General features: G+C 31.6%; 19 protein-coding genes. 4 read left to right on the forward strand and 15 right to left on the reverse strand.

Translation table 11 applies throughout. The features are described 5' to 3' along the window. Position 1: 1 nt before the first annotated feature. From RDK80_RS01395 to RDK80_RS01435, 9 genes are all read right to left on the reverse strand, one after another. Positions 2–739 carry an FG-GAP repeat protein gene (locus RDK80_RS01395; RefSeq protein ID WP_094904284.1) on the reverse strand — a complete coding sequence of 246 codons (738 nt, stop codon included), beginning with the start codon at positions 737–739 and terminating at the stop codon, positions 2–4. A 128-nt stretch (positions 740–867) separates the two neighbouring features. Then, on the reverse strand, positions 868–1,758 hold the full coding sequence (locus RDK80_RS01400; RefSeq protein WP_308523278.1) for a DNA glycosylase: 891 nt from the start codon (positions 1,756–1,758) through the stop codon (positions 868–870). A gap of 82 nt (positions 1,759–1,840) precedes the next feature. Further along, a complete protein-coding gene (locus RDK80_RS01405; protein ID WP_308523279.1) occupies positions 1,841–2,449 on the reverse strand; it encodes a TetR/AcrR family transcriptional regulator in 609 nt (202 codons plus the stop codon). 3 nt (positions 2,450–2,452) lie between these two features. Beyond that, complete coding sequence (locus RDK80_RS01410; protein WP_308523280.1) at positions 2,453–6,163, reverse strand: efflux RND transporter permease subunit; 3,711 nt, start codon at positions 6,161–6,163, stop codon at positions 2,453–2,455. A gap of 114 nt (positions 6,164–6,277) precedes the next feature. After that, entirely contained in the window at positions 6,278–7,546 is a 1,269-nt protein-coding gene (locus RDK80_RS01415; protein WP_094904280.1) for a Glu/Leu/Phe/Val dehydrogenase, read from the reverse strand. A 205-nt stretch (positions 7,547–7,751) separates the two neighbouring features. Further along, entirely contained in the window at positions 7,752–8,978 is a 1,227-nt protein-coding gene (locus tag RDK80_RS01420) for an electron transfer flavoprotein subunit alpha (RefSeq protein ID WP_308523281.1), read from the reverse strand. 30 nt (positions 8,979–9,008) lie between these two features. After that, on the reverse strand, positions 9,009–9,800 hold the full coding sequence (locus RDK80_RS01425; protein WP_094904278.1) for an electron transfer flavoprotein subunit beta/FixA family protein: 792 nt from the start codon (positions 9,798–9,800) through the stop codon (positions 9,009–9,011). Positions 9,801–9,819: 19 nt separating this feature from the next. Beyond that, positions 9,820–10,959, reverse strand: coding sequence for an acyl-CoA dehydrogenase (locus tag RDK80_RS01430; RefSeq protein ID WP_308523282.1), 1,140 nt, complete (start codon positions 10,957–10,959; stop codon positions 9,820–9,822). A 219-nt stretch (positions 10,960–11,178) separates the two neighbouring features. Further along, positions 11,179–11,817 carry a redox-sensing transcriptional repressor Rex gene (locus RDK80_RS01435; RefSeq protein WP_308523283.1) on the reverse strand — a complete coding sequence of 213 codons (639 nt, stop codon included), beginning with the start codon at positions 11,815–11,817 and terminating at the stop codon, positions 11,179–11,181. A gap of 135 nt (positions 11,818–11,952) precedes the next feature. Here RDK80_RS01435 and RDK80_RS01440 point away from each other — a divergent pair, with 135 nt between their 5' ends. Continuing rightward, positions 11,953–12,180 carry a hypothetical protein gene (locus tag RDK80_RS01440; RefSeq protein ID WP_094904275.1) on the forward strand — a complete coding sequence of 76 codons (228 nt, stop codon included), beginning with the start codon at positions 11,953–11,955 and terminating at the stop codon, positions 12,178–12,180. A gap of 39 nt (positions 12,181–12,219) precedes the next feature. On the opposite strand, the gene RDK80_RS01445 is transcribed toward RDK80_RS01440, so the two are convergent. Then, positions 12,220–12,507 carry a CC/Se motif family (seleno)protein gene (locus RDK80_RS01445; RefSeq protein WP_308523284.1) on the reverse strand — a complete coding sequence of 96 codons (288 nt, stop codon included), beginning with the start codon at positions 12,505–12,507 and terminating at the stop codon, positions 12,220–12,222. Positions 12,508–12,784: 277 nt separating this feature from the next. On the opposite strand from RDK80_RS01445, the gene RDK80_RS01450 reads away from it, so the two are divergent. After that, the gene (locus tag RDK80_RS01450; protein ID WP_308523285.1) at positions 12,785–14,695 is read left to right on the forward strand and encodes an ABC-F family ATP-binding cassette domain-containing protein; all 1,911 of its coding nucleotides are present in this window, start codon (positions 12,785–12,787) and stop codon (positions 14,693–14,695) included. A gap of 164 nt (positions 14,696–14,859) precedes the next feature. Here RDK80_RS01450 and tsaD read toward each other — a convergent pair whose 3' ends face one another. Genes tsaD through tsaE form a run of 4 tightly spaced genes read right to left on the reverse strand, consistent with a single transcriptional unit; the run spans position 14,860 to position 17,485 of the window. Continuing rightward, positions 14,860–15,864: a tRNA (adenosine(37)-N6)-threonylcarbamoyltransferase complex transferase subunit TsaD gene (gene tsaD / locus RDK80_RS01455; RefSeq protein ID WP_308523286.1), complete on the reverse strand. Its 1,005-nt coding sequence runs from the start codon at positions 15,862–15,864 to the stop codon at positions 14,860–14,862. A gap of 19 nt (positions 15,865–15,883) precedes the next feature. Next, positions 15,884–16,327, reverse strand: coding sequence for a ribosomal protein S18-alanine N-acetyltransferase (gene rimI, locus RDK80_RS01460; RefSeq protein ID WP_308523287.1), 444 nt, complete (start codon positions 16,325–16,327; stop codon positions 15,884–15,886). Position 16,328: 1 nt separating this feature from the next. Further along, positions 16,329–17,030: a tRNA (adenosine(37)-N6)-threonylcarbamoyltransferase complex dimerization subunit type 1 TsaB gene (gene tsaB, locus RDK80_RS01465; RefSeq protein ID WP_308523288.1), complete on the reverse strand. Its 702-nt coding sequence runs from the start codon at positions 17,028–17,030 to the stop codon at positions 16,329–16,331. Continuing rightward, entirely contained in the window at positions 17,027–17,485 is a 459-nt protein-coding gene (gene tsaE, locus RDK80_RS01470; RefSeq protein ID WP_308523289.1) for a tRNA (adenosine(37)-N6)-threonylcarbamoyltransferase complex ATPase subunit type 1 TsaE, read from the reverse strand. The genes tsaB and tsaE overlap by 4 nt, the downstream gene beginning before the upstream one ends. Before the next feature lie 332 nt (positions 17,486–17,817). On the opposite strand from tsaE, the gene RDK80_RS01475 reads away from it, so the two are divergent. Continuing rightward, entirely contained in the window at positions 17,818–18,888 is a 1,071-nt protein-coding gene (locus RDK80_RS01475) for a uroporphyrinogen decarboxylase family protein (protein ID WP_308523290.1), read from the forward strand. Between the two features lie 23 nt (positions 18,889–18,911). After that, positions 18,912–20,240: a Na+/H+ antiporter NhaC family protein gene (locus RDK80_RS01480; RefSeq protein ID WP_308523291.1), complete on the forward strand. Its 1,329-nt coding sequence runs from the start codon at positions 18,912–18,914 to the stop codon at positions 20,238–20,240. Positions 20,241–20,310: 70 nt separating this feature from the next. On the opposite strand, the gene RDK80_RS01485 is transcribed toward RDK80_RS01480, so the two are convergent. Continuing rightward, positions 20,311–20,643 (reverse strand): DUF6054 family protein, encoded by a 333-nt coding sequence (locus RDK80_RS01485; protein WP_308523292.1) that lies wholly within the window; start codon positions 20,641–20,643, stop codon positions 20,311–20,313. Between the last annotated feature and the right edge of the window lie 85 nt (positions 20,644–20,728).

Consider the following 20,728-nt stretch of genomic DNA (forward strand, 5'->3'; position numbering starts at 1 on the left):
TCTAGTCCACCCTTTCTATTATTAAATTATTATTTTGTAATCTTATCATCCCTAAGTATTTTTCTTTTCCTTCTTTAATATCAATATATACTTTATTTTCTTCTACTATTAGCCTAGTAATATCTTCATGATCATTAGTTTCTAAATATCCCTCAAATCCAAAACCCTTCCATTTATACGTGTTAATAACTTTTCTATCATTTTCTAGAATTTCAATAGATAATATTTCGTCTATTCCATCTCCATCTATATCGAGAAAAGCATAATCAATAAAAGGTCTAGATAATCTTGATCCTCTCCATTTTGGTTCTAATTTTCTATCTTCAAATGAATATATAAATGGTCTTTTCGCCATTACTTGATGAAGAGGAGATTTTTTATATACTCCTATAGATATCTCATCTTTTCCATCCCCATCTATATCTCCTATAGCTATTTTCCAAGGTTTAAATTCTGAAAAGTCTCGCCTATATATTTCTTCCATTTCTTCTAATGAAAAAACAACTACTTCTTTACCAAACTTTTTCCATCTTGCTCCTGTCAATACTACTAAATAATCTTTATTATCTCCATTGATATTTCCTAGGGCATATTCTTTAACATTTTCTTTTATCTTTATAGGTATGTGTTGATCTTTCCATAGCAAAGTAAAGTTCCTCTGCTCCTTTACAAAAAACAAAAACAAGAGGCTCATAAGAAATATTAGTATAATTCCTATTAAAACCTTAGAATATTTCATAACATAGCCTCTCCTTCAATGTATTAGGGACTATTTATCTTATATAACTGATTATCCCAGACATCTACTCTATTTAATTTTAGTATATCAACCTTTTATTTGAAAAAAGTTACATATTATTTACAATTCTATTTTCCTATACCTAATTCTCTTGCATAGTAAAACAAATATTGTTGTGCAAATCCCGCAAGTCTGCCAAATATCCTAGCCCCATGAGAGCCTATTAATTTTACATTTGTATCTTCCTTCAAATAGAAATGCTCCATTACTCTTTTAACCCATACATCCACTGGAAAAGCATCATCCTTATTAAAAGCAAATAATAGTATACAATCAGATACCTTTGGTCCGACTCCTGGCAATGTCATTAGAAGTTCTTTTCCCTCATCTCTAGTTAAATTATAAATTGAGTTTAAATCCAATTCCCTTTTGGCTATAACATTTGCTGTCTCTACAATTCTCTCTCCTCTAAACCCTACTTTACATACTTCCTTTAAATCCTCTGGTCTAGCTTTTGATAAGCCTTCTGATGTAGGGAAACTATAATATTCGAAACCTGAGAAATTTTCATCTATTTTTATTTTTTCCCCATAATGTTTAGACATTAATTCTATAGACTTTTTTATTCTAGGTATTTGATTGTTTGCGGAAGTTATAAAGGATATTACCATCTCAAAGGGTTCTTGATTAAGTATCCTAATACCTTCTCCAAATTCAATTGCTTCAGCTAATATTGGGTCTTTAGATAATTCCTTCTTTATCTCATCATAATCTCTTTCTAAATCAAAATAATGATACCAGATATTATTAAAGTCCTGCAAATTTGTATTGGACAGTATAATATCATTATTCTCTTTCTTTACATTTATTACCTTACCATAAGCTATCGTTGTATATGATTTATCTTCTTCTACATACCATCTAAAGGCTTGCCCACATTCAAATATATGTTTAGGGTTAAAATTTCTTATATCCTTTAGGATAATTTTATCTTTTTCTTCTATTATAGTATATTTCATATTATTCTCCTTAAAATTTATTATTAGTTCTATTATAGTTTACCCCATTTTATAACTAAAAAACTGGCATATGCCAGTTTTTTTAGTTTAATGATTTTGTTAATAATTTATATGATGCACTCATTGCCTCTTCTACACTAGTATCTTTATATATATCTTTTCTACTAATATAATGAACAAATCCTGATATTGATCCTTTTACCGCTGTTATTTGATAGTATTTAGATTCAGTAGTATTAATGATTCCTTCCTTAAAACCTAATTCTAATAACCTATTAATTTCATCATTGATTATAACTATAAATCTAGATAAATCATAATTTTCATCCCTAATATATTCATAGAATTCTTGAATTCCACCAACAGATAATAGCATATTTAACGTACAAAAATTACTTTCCATATTATCTACTAGAATTTTTAATATTTCATAAAACTTATCTTTAAAGTTATCCTTAGAATTTATTCTCTCGAATGCATTTTTTGCCTCATGAATTATATTATAGATTATAGCTCTAGATATGGCCTCCTCCTTTGAATCAAAATAATCATAAATCGTTCCTTTTCCCACATTAGATGCTATGGCTATATCAGATACTTTAATAGAGTAAGGATTAGCTCCTTCTTTAATTAAATTAATTAATCCTTCAAATATGGCTATTTCTTTCTCCGAATATTCAACATCCTTCATAATCTACTTATCACCTCCTGCTGAAAGCTTACCTACTTGATCTTTATGAAGTAAATCATACATTACTGGGACTACTAAAAGAGTAAGTATTGTTGCATAGGTTAATCCTCCAATTGCTACAATTGCTAAAGGTTGAAGCATCTCTGCACCTGCTCCTACTCCTATGGCTAATGTAAATAACCCAAGTATAGTAGTTATAGCAGTCATGAGTATTGGCCTCATACGAGTTCTTCCTGTTAATATGAGAGCTTCCCTTTTATCAATACCTTTTTGCCTTAATTGATTAGTATAATCTACAAATACTATCCCATTATTTACTACTACACCAGATAAAACTAAGAAACCAAGCATTGAAATTAAGCTAATTTCATATCCAGTGACTGCTAAAGCTAATAGTCCTCCTGTAAATGCAAGAGGTATTGTGAACATTACTATAAATGGTGATAGCAATGATTGAAATTCTGCTACCATTATTAAATAGATAAAGGCAATTGCTAATAATAACATATTAATTAAATCCTTAAAGGAATCCTTTATCATTTTATTTTCCCCTAATAATTCAATAGTATATCCCTCTGGTATCTTATAATTATTTAATTTGCTTTCAAAATCACGGCTGACAAGTCCTATATTATACCCATCCTCAATGCTAGCTTTTATAGATATATACCTTTCCTGAGATTTTCTACTTATAGATGAAGTACCCCTCTCTTCCGTGATTTTAGCAATGTCTCCAATTCTTATTTCAGCTTCTTCACCATTTTTATTAAACTTAATTGTTAAATCTTCCAATTCATTCCTTGTAATAGATTGGCTCTCTCCATCTACTACTATTACTGGATAATCCTTATTTGCCACAGATAAAGTAGTGGCAGATTTTCCTTTTGATATTATAGAATTAACTTCTCCAAATACTTGAGCTACTGTTAGACCATTTTCCATAGCCTTTTCTTTATCTACAGTGATTCTCGTTTCAGTTGTATTTTCTTCTAATCCAGTTGAAATATCCACAGTTCCTTCAGTTTCTTCGAGTATCTTCGATATATCAAGTGCAACATCCCGTAAGGTATCTAATTCTCTACCCTTTACCAAAACTTCTATACCAGAACCTCCTAATACGGTCATATCCATATTAGATGTATTCACTGATATATTACAGTCTAAATCTTCTGTTAGTCTTCTTATTTGTCCTTCTATTTCTTTATTGCTTATTTTTTTATTTTCATCAAGGATCAGATACATGGACATTGAATTTCCCTTATTACTTCCCAATGATAATCCACCTATACTTTGGTTTTCAAATGCTCCTACGGCTTCTATTCCTTCTACATCTATAATTCTGTCTATTACTATATCTGACATAGCAATTGTATCCTCATAGGTACTTTCCTTCGGCATTTCAAGTGCTAAGGACATTTGTGGGGTTTCCATTTCTGGAATAAAGGATGTACCCATAGATAATGCAAGAATTCCGCTAAGTCCAAGCAACCCTACTACGACTATCATCACAACAGTTTTATATTTTAAAGACCACATTAGCATTTTTTCATATACATCAATAAACTTATCAAATTGTTTGTGTTCCTTTTCCTTCGTATTTTTCAACATAGCGGATGCCATAGTAGGTACTAAAGTTAATGCTACTATAAGGCTAGCAAATAAAGAATAAGCTATGGTTAATCCCATATCAGTAAATAACTGTCTGGATATTCCTTTAGTAAATACTATTGGTAAAAATACACAAACTGTAGTAAGAGTAGATGCGAAAATAGCTCCCGCGACTTCTTTTGCTCCCTCTATAGAAGCTTTTATGGAAGTTTCACCTTCATTTCTTAATCTATATATGTTTTCAATTACAACTATTGAATTGTCTACAAGCATACCTACTCCCAGAGCTAGCCCCGCTAAAGATATAATATTTATTGTAACTCCTGTAAAATACATCATTGCAATCGCAAATACTATACTTATAGGTATAGATACTGCTATTATAAATGTAGGTTTTATATCTCTTAAGAATATGATAAGTATCAATATAGCCAATATTCCACCATAGATTAAATTATCTAATACCGAGTCTACAACTATATCAATATAAACTCCCTGATCCATTAAGGTAGTAAAATCTAGCCCAATATTTTCAGATGATAGTTTTTTCATCTTTTCTCTTATATTGTGTGATACCTCTGCTGTAGAAAAATTACTTTGTTTCTGAAAAGTTAATATTACTGCATTATTTCCATTCACCTTTGCATATATATCCCTAGAATTATCTATATAGCTTATATCTGCTACATCTTCAAGATTAATTCTACCTATTCCATCCTCTCCTGTATCAAATAGAAGTAACCCTTTAATCTCATTTATATCTTTTATCTTATCTCCAACTTTAACTAAATAATCAGTACCTTCTTCTGAAATATAACCCGCTGGCATTGAAAAATTTTGTGCCGCCAATATCCCAGAAATCATCTTTGTAGAGACTACACCTTCTAAAGATGCTTGTTTGAAGGCTTCTTCTCGAGCCTTTTCAAATTCGTCTGTTTTTTGATTTAAAGTTTCTTCTCCACTAATAATCTGGGACCTTGCTTTATTCATTTCAGCTGCTAATGTAGCTTTCCCTTTGATTATTTGTTCTTCTTGTATATTCAACTCTTTTTTCTTTTCTTCGAGATTAACCTTTTCTTTTTCAACTTCTTTTATTTTAGACTCTATTGATGATAATGCAGCATTTGTTTCTACTTTCTTTTGTGATATTTCTTTTATACCTTGTTTAACTGTTTCTAGTTGAATCTTTTCTTCTTGAGTCAATTCTCTGCTAATGGCTAGTAATGAAAATTCTATGGACTTTAATTCTTCCTCTTTTTCATTCATTTCCTTTAATATATTTTGAAGACTATCTTTATTTTTATTTAATTCCTCTAATCCAGAATTGATACTAGCTTCTCCTTGAATTATTTGTTCCTTAGCCCCAGCTATTACTTTTTCTCCTTCTATAAGTTTTTCATTTTGATTTTTTTCTTCATAAGCTAACTTAGCTTTTCCGTCTTTAATTTCTTTTTTAGCATTTTCTAACTGATCTCCCGCTTGAGAGAGTTTGGAATCCACCTTATCTAATATTTTCTTATTTAGAGTTTCTATTTTATCTGGATTAATAAATACTTCAATATTTTCTTCAACAAGTCCCACTCCAGAAACAGATGCAACTCCATTTATGCTTTCCAATTCAGGTATTATTTTTTGACCTACAAAATCAGAAATCTCAGCTACATCCATACCTTCTACATTTACAGATGAAACCATTATTGGCAGCATATCTGGATTTAATCTTATAATCATAGGTGAACCAACAGAATCATTCCATGCTCCTTTAATTAAATCAAGACTTCCATTGATCTCTATTATGGCTGAATCCATATTAACATCATTGTTAAACTCTAATATAACTATTGATGAATTTTCCTGCGATACTGAACTAATATCTTTTATATTGCTAGTAGTGGCAACTACTTGCTCTATAGGTTTTGTAACTACCATCTCCACTTCTTCTGGACTTGCTCCAGGATATGAAGTTATGACCACTATATATGGTAGATCTATACTAGGAAGTAAATCTGTCTGTAAATTAATAAAAGATACAGCTCCTAATATCAATACTAAGATTACAGCTACAACTACTGTATAAGGTTTTCTTACACTAAATCTAGATAACATACTAGCCCTCCTAATATATAATATTAGCGACCGACTGGTCGGTCACTCCTTTAGTATAGATAATTATGGAAAATTTGTCAATAAAAAAACTGGCCTAAGCCAGTCTTTTTTATATTAATACCATCCTCTTAATTTCATTACTTCAGCAACTTTCTTAACTGAAATCATGTAAGCTGCTTCTCTTATTGTAACATTATACTCATTTTTAAGTTTCCATATTTCATTAAATGCTTTAACCATTTCAACTTCTTGTTTTTCTTCTACTTCTTTTTCTGACCAATAATATCCTTGTAGGTTTTGTACCCATTCAAAGTAAGAAACTGTAACTCCACCAGCATTTGTTAAAATATCTGGAGTAACCGGAATTCCTCTTTCTTTTAATATAATATCTGCGCCTGGTGTAACAGGTCCATTTGCTGCTTCACAAATCAATTTAGCTTTTACAACTTTAGCAACGTCTTCTGTAATAGCATTTTCTAAAGCTGCTGGAATTAACATATCTACATCAAGTGTCCAGAACTCATCTAAGGAAATCATTTTTGCCTTTGGATAATCAACTAAATTTCTATGCTCATTGAAATAAGCTTCCATATCATAGAAATCTAATCCATCTTCATTATATAATGCATAAGTTCCAACTGATGGTGCCCATTCAGCTATAGCTACAATTTTTGCACCTTGGCGTTGTACGTTTTTAACTGTATATCTACCCACGTTTCCGAAACCTTGGATAGCAACAGTTATCTTAGTCATATCCATACCTAATTCTCTAGCTGCTTCTCTTGCTATAACTGCAACTCCAAATCCTGTAGCTTCGTTTCTTCCTTGTGATCCACCCCATGCAACTGGTTTACCAGTAAGTACGCCTAGAGCCATATTATCATTGTTTAATTTAATATATTCATCTACCATCCAAGCCATAACTTGTCCGTTAGATCCTACGTCTGGAGCTGGAACGTCTATTTTTTCTCCTAAGTACTTATAAAGTCCTTGTATATATCCTCTAGATAGTCTTTCTAATTCACCTTGAGATAGTGTAAGTGGGTCAACAGTGATTCCACCTTTTCCTCCGCCATAAGGAACTCCCATAACTCCACATTTAAATGTCATCCAAATTGACAAAGCCTTAACTTCATCTGGATTAACTCCTGGGTGTAATCTAATTCCACCTTTAGCAGGTCCAATAGCTGTATTATGTGATGATCTATAGCCTTTAAATACCTTTACTGTTCCATCATCCATTTTAACTGGAATTGAAACTTCAATAATTCTTTGTGGTTCTTTAAGTAATTCATAAACTGCTGGTTCTAGTCCTAATGCATCACAAGCATGCTTAACTTGTAACTGGGCACTTTCTAATGGATTTAAACTTTCTTTTGACATTGTACAAAACCTCCCTATAATTTTAATAGCGAAACTTTATTTTTAGTCGTATATCATTTCATTGAAATTATAACACAAGCAAATTTTTTTGTAAACCTTTCAGAATATTAGTTTAATTAACGATTAACAATTAAAAAACATTAAAGGCATTAATCTTTTAATTGTTCTTTGTTCTCTGTTAATCGTTAATTATCTTTATTAATTGTTATTTGTTCATCGCCTTAAAGGCATCCATTATATCATCAACATTATCTAATGCTTCTATAAGTTCTGGTAATACTTCATAAACATCTCCAACTATACCATAGTCAGCAACTTTAAATATAGGAGCATCTGCATCTTTGTTTATAGCTACTATTACCTTAGATTCTTGCATACCAGCTAAATGCTGAATAGCTCCTGAAATACCGCAGGCAACATAAAGTGAAGGTCTAACCGTTTTTCCTGTTTGTCCCACTTGATGACTATGCTCTATCCAGCCAGAATCAACTGTAGCACGGGAAGCACCTACTACTCCACCAAGTTTTTTAGCTAAATCTTCAATTAATTTAAATCCTTCTGGATTTCCAAGTCCTCTACCGCCAGATACTATTATCTTGGATTCTTCTAATTGTACTTCTGCTTTTCCACCTTTAACTACTTCCTTAACTTTAGCTCTTATATCTTCATCTTTTAAGTCTGGGGTAAACTTAACTATATTACCTTTTCTATTCTCATCATATTTTGCTTTTTCCATAACTCCTGGTCTAACTGTAGACATTTGTGGTCTGTGATCTGGACATATAATCGTTGCCATTAGATTACCGCCAAATGCTGGACGAGTTTGCATAAGTCTTCTGTTTTCTAAATCTACGTCTAACTTCGTACAGTCAGCAGTAAGACCTGTGTGTACTCTAGCAGATATTCTAGGTCCTAAATCTCTACCGATATTTGTAGCACCAATTAACATAATTTCAGGCTTTCTTTCCTTGATTAAATCATAAATTACTTTAGTATAGCCATCAGTTGTATATACATTTAACAGTTCGTGATTAGCATATAAAACTTCATCCGCACCATATTTAACAAGTTTTTCAGCTAAACCATCTATATTATTTCCAAGTAAAACTGCAGTAAGCGGTACTTCTAGAGCATTAGCTATCTTTCGCCCTTCTCCAACTAACTCTATAGCTACATTTAATAGATTTCCGTCTCTTTGTTCTGCAAATACCCAAACACCTCTATATAAACTTACATCTACTCCGCCAGCTCTAAATTTTTTCTCTTCTTTTTCTATTGCATCTACTGGACATGCTTCTACGCATTGACCACAAGCCGTACATTTATCGTTTATTTTAGCCTTTTTATCTATCATATTTATAGCTTCGAAGGGACATACTCTGACACATTTTCCACAGCCAATACATTTCAATTCTATAACTTTTACAGCCATTTAAATTTCCTCCTTTATCTAATGATTATATTAAATAAGATGTTTTTCTCTCAATTTAACTATTAGCTCTCTAACTGATTCCTTAGGATTTCCTTGTAATATCTCACCTACACTAGATCTTCCTGGTGGTGTAAAAGATTTGTTTACTTGAGTAGGAGAACCATCTAAACCAAGATTACTGAAATCAGCATCTACATCTTTAGCTGACCAAATCTTTACCTTATCATCTCTATGAGCATCATATATACCTTTAATAGAAGGATATCTTGGCTCATTTAATTCTTTTATAGCTGTTAGGAGTACGGGCATATTTGATTCTATTACAAAATGTCCGTCTTCTAATGCCCTCTTAGCTATAACTTTATTATCTTCAATCTTTAATTCTTCAACATAAGTTATTTGAGGTAAATTTAAATGCTCAGCAATTTGAGGCCCAACTTGTGCAGTATCTCCATCTATTGCTTGTCTACCACAGAAAATAATGCTATAGTCTTCAATCTTTTTAATTCCTGCCGCTAAAGCTGTGGATGTAGCCCAAGTATCAGATCCCGCAAAAGCTCTATCACTTAACAATACTGCTTCATCTGCTCCCATGGCTAATGCTTCTCTAAGTGCAACATCTGCCTGAGGAGGTCCCATACTTAATACTGTTACTTTAACATCCTTATGTTCATCCTTAAGTCTTAAAGCTTCTTCTAAAGCATTTCTATCATCTGGATTTATAATACTTGGTACTCCTTCACGAATAAGAGTTCCACGAACTGGATCTATTTTAACTTCATTAGTATCTGGTACTTGTTTTAAACATACTATAATATTCATTTTCTTCCTCCTTAACAAATTATTTTAATACTTGAGCTGCTATAACCATTTGTTGAACTTGAGATGTACCTTCATATATTTCAGTAATCTTCGCATCTCTCATCATTCTTTCCATAGGATAATCCTTTGTATATCCATATCCACCAAATAATTGAACACATTTAGTAGTTACATTCATAGCACATTCTGCTGCAAATAATTTAGCCATAGCTGCTTCCTTATTATATGGAAGATTATTAGCTTTATTATATGCTGCCCTATAAACAAGAAGTCTTGCTGCTTCAATCTCTGTAGCTAAATCTGCTACCATCCATTGAAGACCTTGGAATTTAGCTATTGGTCTACCAAATTGTTGTCTCTCCTTTAGATATTTTACGGTTTCATCTAATGCACCTGCTGCTATACCAAGAGCCTGAGCAGCTATTCCGATTCTACCACCATCAAGGGTACCCATTGCTATTTTAAAACCTTCTCCCTCTTTACCTAATAAGTTTTCCTTTGGAACTCTACAATTTTGGAATATTAATTCTGCAGTAGCTGAAGCTCTAATACCCATCTTTTCTTCTATTTTTCCGATACTAAATCCTGGATAATCTTTCTCTACTATAAATGCAGATATTCCTCTAGTTCCCTTACTTTTGTCAGTCATAGCAAATATTATATATGTATCTGCCTGTCCTCCATTTGTAATGAATATCTTTGTACCATTTAATATATAATAATCTCCATCAAGTATTGCTGTAGTTTGTTGTCCAGCTGCATCTGTACCAGCATTAGGCTCCGTTAAACCAAAAGCTCCTAAATGTTCTCCCTTGGCTAAAGGAACTAAATATTTTTGTTTTTGTTCTTCTGTTCCATATTTATATATCGGCCAACATCCTAAAGATGTATGGGCTGATAATATAACTCCTGTAGTAGCACAAGCCTTTGATAATTCTTCCACTGCTATGGCATATGCTAATTCGTCTCCACCTGACCCACCGTACTCAACTGGAAAAGGTATACCTAACATATTATACTTTGCCATTTTTTCGACAGTTTCCCTCGGAAATCTTTCCGTTTCATCAATCTCAGCAGCAATAGGTTTCACTTCTTTTTCAGTGAATTCCTTCATTACATTTCTTACCATTTGTTGCTCTTTAGTTAAATTGAAATTCATATATTATTTCCCTCCCTAATATATTGGCTATCCTTATAATTTCATTATAATCTATTTAATTTTTTATTTCCACTAATATTGTTAAATATTTATCTTTAATTTTAAATATAAAAGGTCTAATTAATCACATAATTTGATTAATTAGACCTTTTTTTAGACTTTTTTCCTATTTTATTAACATTTCTTTATAATTGTTGTCATTATATTAACATCTTAATTCTATTTGTTATACTTCTCTCTCAAGAAATAAGAAAGTGTAAATAAGCTCTCATTTAAACGTACATTTTCAACAATCATATCTTCAGGCACATTTAAGTCTATTGGAGCAAAATTCCATATACCCTTTACACCTGCTTTAATAAAGGTATCTGCTAATTCTTGAGCACTATCTCTTGGAGAAGTAATAATTCCTATATCTACATTGTTCTCTTTGATAAAATCAACCATTGTATCTACATCTCTTATTTCGATATCTCTAATTTTTAGTCCTATGACTTTTGGATTTTTATCAAACAGTGATAACACCTTAAATCCAGCATCCTCAAAACCTTTATAATTTGCTATGGCTTGACCTAGGTTTCCTGCACCCGCTACTACAGCTCTATATATAGTCTCTAATCCAAGTATCTTTCCTAATTGACTATGTAATTCTTCTACATTATATCCATAGCCTTGTTGTCCAAATCCACCGAAATTATTTAAATCCTGCCTTATTTGAGAAGCTGTAAAGCCAGTCATCTTACTTAATTCTTGCGATGAAATCCTATTGATTCCTTTATTTAACAAATCTCCCAAATATCTATAATATTTTGGCAATCTCCTTATAACCGTTATGGAAACCTTGTTGTCTCTGTCCATTCTATAATCACCACCTAATAATATTTTACAGACTATTATAACATTCTGATATTAATATGTCAATTTACTCATATAATGTTTTTTGAATATTTAATTACTTTTTTGACACAATAACTATTGAAGGGAGTGATTTGAATGGCAAGCAAAGAACAACTTAGAAAAGTAGCTCTATATTGTAATGAATATGACCCCTCGAGAAATAATCTTGCATCAAGTACCCTCACATCCTCTGCACGTGCTTATGAAGATAAATACGAAAACTGCCTTAATTGTATCCATTATACCAAAGAAGGTAAATGCGATTTAAATTTAATTGATCCAATTCTATCTTCAATGGCAATGGAATTAAATCTAAAATCCTAGAATACTCCTCACTTTTGCAGGAGTATTTTCTCTATTTTATTATAAAATTATACCATCTACATTTAAAGACTTTACCCAAAAAAACTTACTGAAACTAATCTTTAATTTATTATTACGCACTCTAATACTAGGTGAAATATATACATTTATATCTTCTATTTTATACATATTAAAGGATCTTTCATTATAAGGTCTTCCCATCTTCACTGATGGTTGATAAGACCCGCATCATCCTCCCCCCACTTTCATAACTATAACTTGTACAGATTTATCTCCAGACTCACTCCTTATATACTCCTTCGCTTTCTCATCAATATATATATCCATCATTTCTCCTTTACTATCAGATAAATTTATTTCATTTTACCATATAGGGGTATCGAAGACAATGGAAAAGGATCATTTTTTTTGGTACAATATTAAAAGGACTTCTAACAAATCATATTAAGGAAACCCTTTTTGTCCACTGCATAAGCAACTTGCAGGAAATCAAAGATTTGGGAAATCTGCTTAAAACTCAATTTAGTCAAGTTCTCAATACTAGAATATTAAAGTAGAACTTTCCTATTTCATTATAGGAGAATAATATTTAGGAGGAAATAAAATGTTAGTCCTTTCATGTAGCAATATAACTAAAACTTATGTGATAGATACTATTTTGGATAGCCTTAGTTTCACTGTAGAAGATGGAGATAAAATCGGAGTAATTGGACTAAATGGTTCAGGCAAAACTACTCTTTTCAATATTTTAAGTGGTGAAATCCAACAAGATAGTGGAGACATATATATTCAGAAGGATATAAAAATTGGATATTTAAAGCAACATACGAAAATAGAAAGCAATAAAACTGTTTTTGATGAATGTTTGGAAGTCTTCCTTCCTCTAATAAAAATGGAAGAAAATTTAAGAACTCTTGAGCATGAAATATCTTCAGAAAGTGCAAATGGTACGACAGAAAAACTAAATATATTAATGGATGAATACGCACATATGTCAGAAAAGTTTTTATCCTTAAATGGTTATGGATATAAATCAGAAATCAAAGGAATTCTTAAAGGCTTAGGTTTTAACGAGGAGGACATGGAAAAAGAAGTTAATGTCCTTAGTGGCGGACAAAAATCTCGTTTATCTTTGGCTAAATTACTACTCAAAAAACCAGATATTCTACTATTAGATGAACCTACTAACCATTTAGATATAGAGGCTATAGATTGGTTAGAAAAGTTTTTAAAGGATTATAAAGGAGCAGCCTTAATAATATCCCATGATAGGTATTTCTTAGATAATGTTGTAAATAGAATATTTCATATAGAAAACTTAAAATTAAATATTTACAATACTAATTATACTAATTTCATGACAAGAAGAAAAAAAGAATTAGAAATATACAAGAAACATTTTGAGGATCAACAGAAGGAAATAAAGAGACAGGAAGAAATCATCAGTAGATTTATGAACTACGGAGGTTCTAGATATATAAAACAAGCTCAAAGTAGACAAAAAATATTAGATAAAATGAAAATAATGACTAAACCTACTGACCAAAAGAAGACTAGAATAAGATTCGAGCCTCGTATTAAATCTGGTAGAGATGTACTCAGAGTTGAATCCTTAGAGAAGTCCTTTGGTGAGTTTAGGTTATTAAAAGATATAAATTTTAACATCTATAGAGGAGAAAAGGTTGGTCTTATTGGTGCAAATGGTATAGGAAAAACTACTTTATTTAAAATAATTTTGGGACAAATTCCTAAAGATAATGGAAATATAAATATTGGTCATCATGTTGTTAGTGGTTATTTTGATCAAGAAATGAAAAGTCTAAATCTAGATAAAACCATTATAGATGAAATATGGGATGAGAACCCAACCTTTGACCACTATCAAATAAGGACAATCCTTAGTCAATTTATGTTTATAGGAGATGATATATTTAAGGAAATCTCTGATCTTAGTGGCGGAGAAAAAGGTAGACTTTCCTTATTAAAGCTAATGCTATCTAATGCAAACTTTCTTCTAATGGATGAGCCTACAAACCATTTAGATATTGATTCCAAGGAGGTGCTGGAAGAGGCTATACTTGATTATGATGGCACATTATTTGTAATATCCCATGACAGATACTTTCTAAATAGGGTAACAGATAAAATCTTGGATTTAACCAGCGAAGGAATTAAAGAATATTTAGGAAATTATAATTATTATCTAGAAAAGAAAAATGAATTACTATACGTAGAGGATGAAGATGATGGTAAAACAAAAACTCAAATAAAACTAGAAAAAAGAAGAGAAAAGGAATTAGAAAAAGAGGAAAGAGCTAAAAGAAAAGAAATATCTGATGTAGAAAAAAGAATAGCTGAAGAAGAATGTAAACTAGAAGAGTTAGACAACCTTCTTTGTGACCCTTTAATATATGAGATACCTGAAAAAATTGTTGAATTGACAAAGAAAAGAGAGAAAATTCAGCTTCAACTAGATGATCTATATGATGAATGGATTTCATTAACTGAAGCGTAATTCCACATATAATTCACATATTATACACAATACCCACAACCTTATCCACAATACAAGGCCTATGTTTTAAGGTTTTTCTCAGTTTATCCACATTGCCCACATAAATTTATAATAAATCGATTTTTTATATGTGGACAATTTGTGGAATAATTTGTTAAAAGATATCAGATTAAGTCTAGATTTGGTATGACATTTAGACAAAGATCTGATTCTTTTCCTTCTTTATAATTAAAATAGGCAGCTGCACCAATCATTGCAGCATTATCTGTGCATAATATCCTAGATGGATAGAATATTTCTATCTTTTCCTTCTTACCTCTTTCTTCCATCATAGATCTTAAGCCTTGATTTGCAGCTACTCCACCAGCTAACACAATTTTATTTGAATTTCTTTCTCTAGCTAATCTAAAGGACTTATCCACAAGCACATCTAATACAGCTTGTTGAAAAGATGCGGCTACATCTTCTATTATAATTTTCTCACCTTTTTGTTCCTTTTGATTCAAATAATTTAATACTGCTGTCTTGAGTCCACTAAAGCTAAAATCATAGGATTTTGGCTCTAATAATACCCTTGGAAAATCTATGGCTTCTTTGTTTCCAGTTGTGGATAGTTTATCTATAATTGGCCCACCTGGATAAGGAAGTCCTAACGCTCTAGCTACCTTATCAAATGCCTCTCCTGCTGCATCATCTCTTGTTCGACCTATTAATTCATAGTTAGTATAACTATTTGCTTGTACTAAATAGGTATGCCCGCCAGAGACTATTAAACAAGTAAATGGGGGTTCTAAGTCTTTATGATCAATATAATTTGCACATACATGTCCTTCAATATGGTTTACTCCAATAATAGGTATATCCAATCCATAAGCCAACGATTTAGCAGTTGATATTCCTATTAGCAAAGCTCCCACTAAACCTGGTCCTTGAGTTACCCCTATTAGATCTATATCGTTAAAACCAATATTTGCTTTGTCCAATGCTTCTTGTATTATTGGATTTATACTTTCAATATGTTTTCTTGATGCTATTTCTGGTACTACACCACCGAATTTTCGGTGTATATCTATTTGAGAAGATATTATATTAGATAAAACTTCTCTGCCATCTTTAATCACAGCACAAGAGGTCTCATCACAGGAAGTCTCTACAGCTAATGTTAACATAATCTAACACCTCTTAATTCTATAATTTTTTCCACATAATTATTGCATCTTCATTATCATCTGCATAATAATTTGGTCTAATTCCCGATTCAACAAAATCATATTTTTTATATAAATTTTGGGCAGCTATATTAGATTCTCTTACTTCTAAAGTCATTGCACTAATTCTCTCTTTACTGCATAGATAAATAAGTCCTTCTACTATAGCTTTACCTACACCCATTTTTCTATATTTATTCTCCACTGCAATATTAGTTATATGTCCCTCATCTAATATCATCCATATACCACCATATCCTGCCACTACATCGTCTATTTCAGCTACTATATACCTAGCCAGCTGATTTTTTGTAATCTCTAATAAGAAGGATTCCTTAGGCCAGGGAGTGGTAAAGGCATCCTTTTCGATTTCCATAATTCTATCTAAATCTTCTTCCTCCATTTTACGGATAATAATATCCATGTTATCCTTGCTCCTTTTCTCTCAATTCCCTCTGAGCTTGAGATTCTCTTAAATATTCTGGTACCAGAGTATAATAATCATCTACAAATCCTTCATTATACTTTATAAAGGCTAACTCTCCTATACTAGTAGCTCTACAGAAATTCTGACCAATAGTTGAAAATTCTACTTTTCCTTTTAGTCCTTCTCGAATTTTTTCCTTATGTAACATGGATCCATCTCCATTTACTAGTACTTTATCATATGACTTATTAAGAATATCTAATAGATGGTATATATCTAATACATCAGGTTCCATTACTATCTTAATTTTACCATCTTTCCATGTATATATACCTGTATAAACCCTGTCCCTTCTTGCATCTATCATTGGCACAATTATTTTCCCATAAGGCAGATTAAAAGCTAAAGCTTCTAAGGTAGATATACCTACTACAGGCTTTTTAAATAGATGAGCAAAGGCCTTTATAGTTGCTACTCCAATTCTAAGTCCAGTAAATGAACCAGGACCTATAGCGACTCCATAAAGATCAATATCGCTAACATTTAAATTTAAACTATCTAATATTTCTTTAACCATAGGCACTAGTTTTTCTGAATGAGTTTCCTCCTGATTTAATGAATACTCCCCTAGTACCCTATTTTCATCTAGTACGGCACATGTTGCCATCATAGTTGATGTATCCAAAGCTAATATTTTCAATTCTTCTCCAACTCCTTAAGTATCTCTATATATCTATTACCATGTCCTGTTATTCTTATTACCCTTTCATCTATATCTTTACCCTTTTCTATATCTAATACTATTCTTTCCCTAGGCAATAATTTTTCTATTTTTTCTGCCCATTCTATAATACAAACTCCTTTTCCATAGAAATATTCATCAAATCCTAGATCATAGAGTTCATCTGCATTTTCCAATCTATATACATCAAAATGATAGACTGCAAGTCTCCCATTATATTGGTTAATTAAGGTAAAAGTTGGGCTAGTTATATAATCAGTAACTCCAAGACCTAGTCCTATTGATTTGGTTAAAGTAGTCTTACCTGCACCCAAATCTCCATTTAGGCAAACAATATCTCCACTTTTTAGTATATTACCTAATTTAATCCCAAAATCCTTTGTTTCTTCCAATCCCTTTAATCTTATTTCCAAGAATATCAACCTTTCATTTGTATTGCTAATATTATATTATAACACAATTCAATTCATAATACATACCCCATGGTTATTTATAGCACATTTGTTATACCAAGAGTAACAATACTTTAACCTGTGTAATTAAGATTAAATTTCACTAATACTTTAAATCTACTTTTTCAGCATTTTAAAACATTTTTAGTTCTTATATTAAAAATATTTATAATGTGCGTTTCATTATAAAATAGTTTAATTGTAATAGTGTTTCAATTAAATATATAATGATTTATGGATTATGTTTGTGAATTAATTCCCAATGATTATTTTATATTAGAAGGGTGATTTAAGTGAGAAAAGAAGAAATGACTCCAAGAGAAAGAATGAATGCCTTTGCCAAGGGTCAAGAAATCGACCGTATAATCTGTGTCCCAGACATGGGGGCTACTATGGCACCTTTTATCGGTGTCAAGGTAAGTAATTATTATCATTCATCAGAGCTCATGGCAGAACTAGAAATAGCTTTATTTAAAAGACTTCGTCATGATAGTGTAGGGATATCTACAAGCCTCAGAGGTGTGGCTGAGGCTATGGGCTCAAAGGTAGCTTATCCTGATCACAATATTTCCTATTTATTAGAACCGGCTATAAAATCTGTAGATGAAATAGAATCCCTTAAAATTGTTAATCCATTAAAGGATGGAATCCTACCAATTTTAATTAAGGCTATAAAACTAACAAAAGATGCTCTTGCAGATGAAGTAGATGTTGGTGCTTCAATGTCTGGACCCTTTAGCGTTGCTGCCTCTGTAGTAGGAACAGAAAATCTTCTAAAATGGATTATCAAATATCCTGCAAAAGTACATACTCTAATGGATATAGTCGCAGAATCTAACAATAGGTATATAGAGGAGGTGGCAAAATTAGGTGTATCCATTGGCTTTGCTGATCCAGTTTCATCCACCAGTCTCATAAGTCCAAAGCAGTTTAGAGAGTTTTCTTTACCAGCCCTCCAAAAAAATGTTGATAAAATAAAGGAAAAAACGGGTAGTGCTCCAAGTATACACATATGTGGAGCAAGTAAAGAAATATGGGAAGATGTGGTATCCACAGGCATTTCTAATTTCAGTATAGACAATGTAGAAGATCTAGAAAAAGCTAAGAAGATAATGGGCGATAAAGTCATAATTACAGGAAATGTTCCACCTGTTGATGTAATTTATGCAGGCAATAAGGATTCCATTTTCAAATCAGTTAAAGAATGTATTAGAAAGGGCTATGATTCCAAGAAAGGATATATTTTAAGTACGGGCTGTCAAATTCCAATGCATACTCCAATGGAAAATATTGAAATGTTTATGGAAGCAGGCAGCATCTATGGAAAATATCCAATAGACTTAGAATTACTAATGAAAGATTAATTTAAATCAAGGAGGAGATTAATATGGAAAAGCTAAATGAAAAAAAGGGTAATGGAATAGCTTTGCTACCTTTTCTTATCTTCGTATCTGTATATTTAATTTCAGGCATTATACTACAATCTCAAGGAGTTAAAATGGCATTTTATCAATTTCCAGCTCCAGTTGCAGCAAGTATAGGAATAATATTTTCTTTTATTTTGACAAAAGGTTCATTAGATGAGAAATTTGATATATTTATTAAAGGCTGCGGTGATGATAATATAATAATTATGTGTATTATATATTTATTGGCAGGAGCTTTTTCTACAGTTTCTAATGCTATGGGGGGTGTTGAGTCTGCAGTAAATCTAGGGCTTACTTTGATACCAGCCAAATTTATTACGGTAGGAATATTTATAATAGCTGCTTTTATTTCTATTTCAACAGGAACATCAGTAGGTACTATTTTAGCCATAGGTCCTATAGCTGTTCAATTAGTACAAAAGGCAGGTTTGAATTTACCTTTGGTACTAGGTGCATTAGTTGGTGGAGCTATGTTTGGAGATAACTTATCTATTATATCCGATACAACTATAGCAGCTACAAGGACTCAAGGAGTATCTATGAAGGATAAGTTTAGAGTTAATATTGGTTTTGCATTACCAGCAGCTTTAGTTACAATTCTTCTTTTATTCATGTTTGGTAAACCGATAACTGTTCCTGAAAGTCAAGAATATGTTTTTAATATAGTTAAAGTAATTCCATATATATTTGTATTGATAGCCGCCATAGCTGGAATAAATGTATTTGTAGTTTTGACTGGAGGAATTATTATATCAGGTGTTATAGGATTTAGCTATGGAAACTTTAAAGGATTAGAATTTGTTCAGCAAATATACTCTGGATTTACAGGAATGTTTGATATCTTTTTGTTATCTTTATTAACTGGCGGTTTAGCTAATATGGTATCCAATGGGGGAGGACTTGACTGGCTGCTACATAAGATAAATAAAAAAATTAAAGGCAAAAAATCTGCTCAGCTAGGTATAAGTGCATTAGTCTCACTTACAGATGCAGCTACTGCTAATAATACAGTGTCTATAATTGTAAGCGGCCAATTATCAAAGGAAATATCTAGAACTCATGGTGTAGATCCAAGAAAAACTGCTTCACTTTTAGATACTTTTTCGTGTATAATGCAAGGTCTAATACCCTATGGTGCTCAATTGTTAATAGCAGGAAGCTTTACTAATGGATCAGTAAGCCCTGTTCAAATAGTACCGTATGTATGGTATTGTTTTATATTAGCAGTATTTGCTATATTATCCATAGTGACTCCATTTGGAAATGGATATCTAAGAAGGAATTCCTAAATTATCTACTAATGTCCTAAATAGTTTCTATTAGATTAAGCGGAGCAAGAATGTAGTATTCTTACTCCGCTTAATAATCTATTTTCCATCCCTTATCTACGCATATATCTTTTATTTCATCTGCAATTTCTTCAATTCTACTTGTCTCTGCCCCCCAACTAGAATTAAATAAGCCTTGACCTCCGCCACCAGCAACTATATCAATTATACAATTATTTTGATCTTCTATTTTCAATATTACGCATGTCATTAATTGGGAGTTATTCCTAAAATAATATTTTTCACTCATAAAAACATAAATATCTTCCGCTGGTTGTAAATCGTAATGTCGAATATCATTACTTAGTAATTCAAGAATTTTAGATACATTATTACCTTTTACTATTAATCTTTTACTATCCATAGTCATCCCCCTTATACTAAAACCTTATTACATTATATTTCTAACTTATATCATATTCTAATCATACCCATTATTTCATTCCTTT

It is taken from the genome of uncultured Tissierella sp. (genome assembly GCF_902479755.1).
GTDB classification, from domain to species: domain Bacteria; phylum Bacillota; class Clostridia; order Tissierellales; family Tissierellaceae; genus Tissierella; species Tissierella carlieri.

Coding starts and splice junctions, on each gene's coding strand:
- RDK80_RS01440 (WP_094904275.1), top strand. CDS start 11,953: ATGGCAAGCAAAGAACAACTTAGAAAAGTAGCTCTATATTGTAATGAA.
- RDK80_RS01400 (WP_308523278.1), bottom strand. CDS start 1,758: ATGAAATATACTATAATAGAAGAAAAAGATAAAATTATCCTAAAGGAT.
- RDK80_RS01435 (WP_308523283.1), bottom strand. CDS start 11,817: ATGGACAGAGACAACAAGGTTTCCATAACGGTTATAAGGAGATTGCCA.
- RDK80_RS01405 (WP_308523279.1), bottom strand. CDS start 2,449: ATGAAGGATGTTGAATATTCGGAGAAAGAAATAGCCATATTTGAAGGA.
- RDK80_RS01485 (WP_308523292.1), bottom strand. CDS start 20,643: ATGGATAGTAAAAGATTAATAGTAAAAGGTAATAATGTATCTAAAATT.
- RDK80_RS01480 (WP_308523291.1), top strand. CDS start 18,912: ATGGAAAAGCTAAATGAAAAAAAGGGTAATGGAATAGCTTTGCTACCT.
- RDK80_RS01430 (WP_308523282.1), bottom strand. CDS start 10,959: ATGAATTTCAATTTAACTAAAGAGCAACAAATGGTAAGAAATGTAATG.
- RDK80_RS01395 (WP_094904284.1), bottom strand. CDS start 739: ATGAAATATTCTAAGGTTTTAATAGGAATTATACTAATATTTCTTATG.
- rimI (WP_308523287.1), bottom strand. CDS start 16,327: ATGGATATTATTATCCGTAAAATGGAGGAAGAAGATTTAGATAGAATT.
- RDK80_RS01425 (WP_094904278.1), bottom strand. CDS start 9,800: ATGAATATTATAGTATGTTTAAAACAAGTACCAGATACTAATGAAGTT.
- tsaD (WP_308523286.1), bottom strand. CDS start 15,864: ATGTTAACATTAGCTGTAGAGACTTCCTGTGATGAGACCTCTTGTGCT.
- RDK80_RS01415 (WP_094904280.1), bottom strand. CDS start 7,546: ATGTCAAAAGAAAGTTTAAATCCATTAGAAAGTGCCCAGTTACAAGTT.
- RDK80_RS01450 (WP_308523285.1), top strand. CDS start 12,785: ATGTTAGTCCTTTCATGTAGCAATATAACTAAAACTTATGTGATAGAT.
- RDK80_RS01420 (WP_308523281.1), bottom strand. CDS start 8,978: ATGGCTGTAAAAGTTATAGAATTGAAATGTATTGGCTGTGGAAAATGT.
- RDK80_RS01410 (WP_308523280.1), bottom strand. CDS start 6,163: ATGTTATCTAGATTTAGTGTAAGAAAACCTTATACAGTAGTTGTAGCT.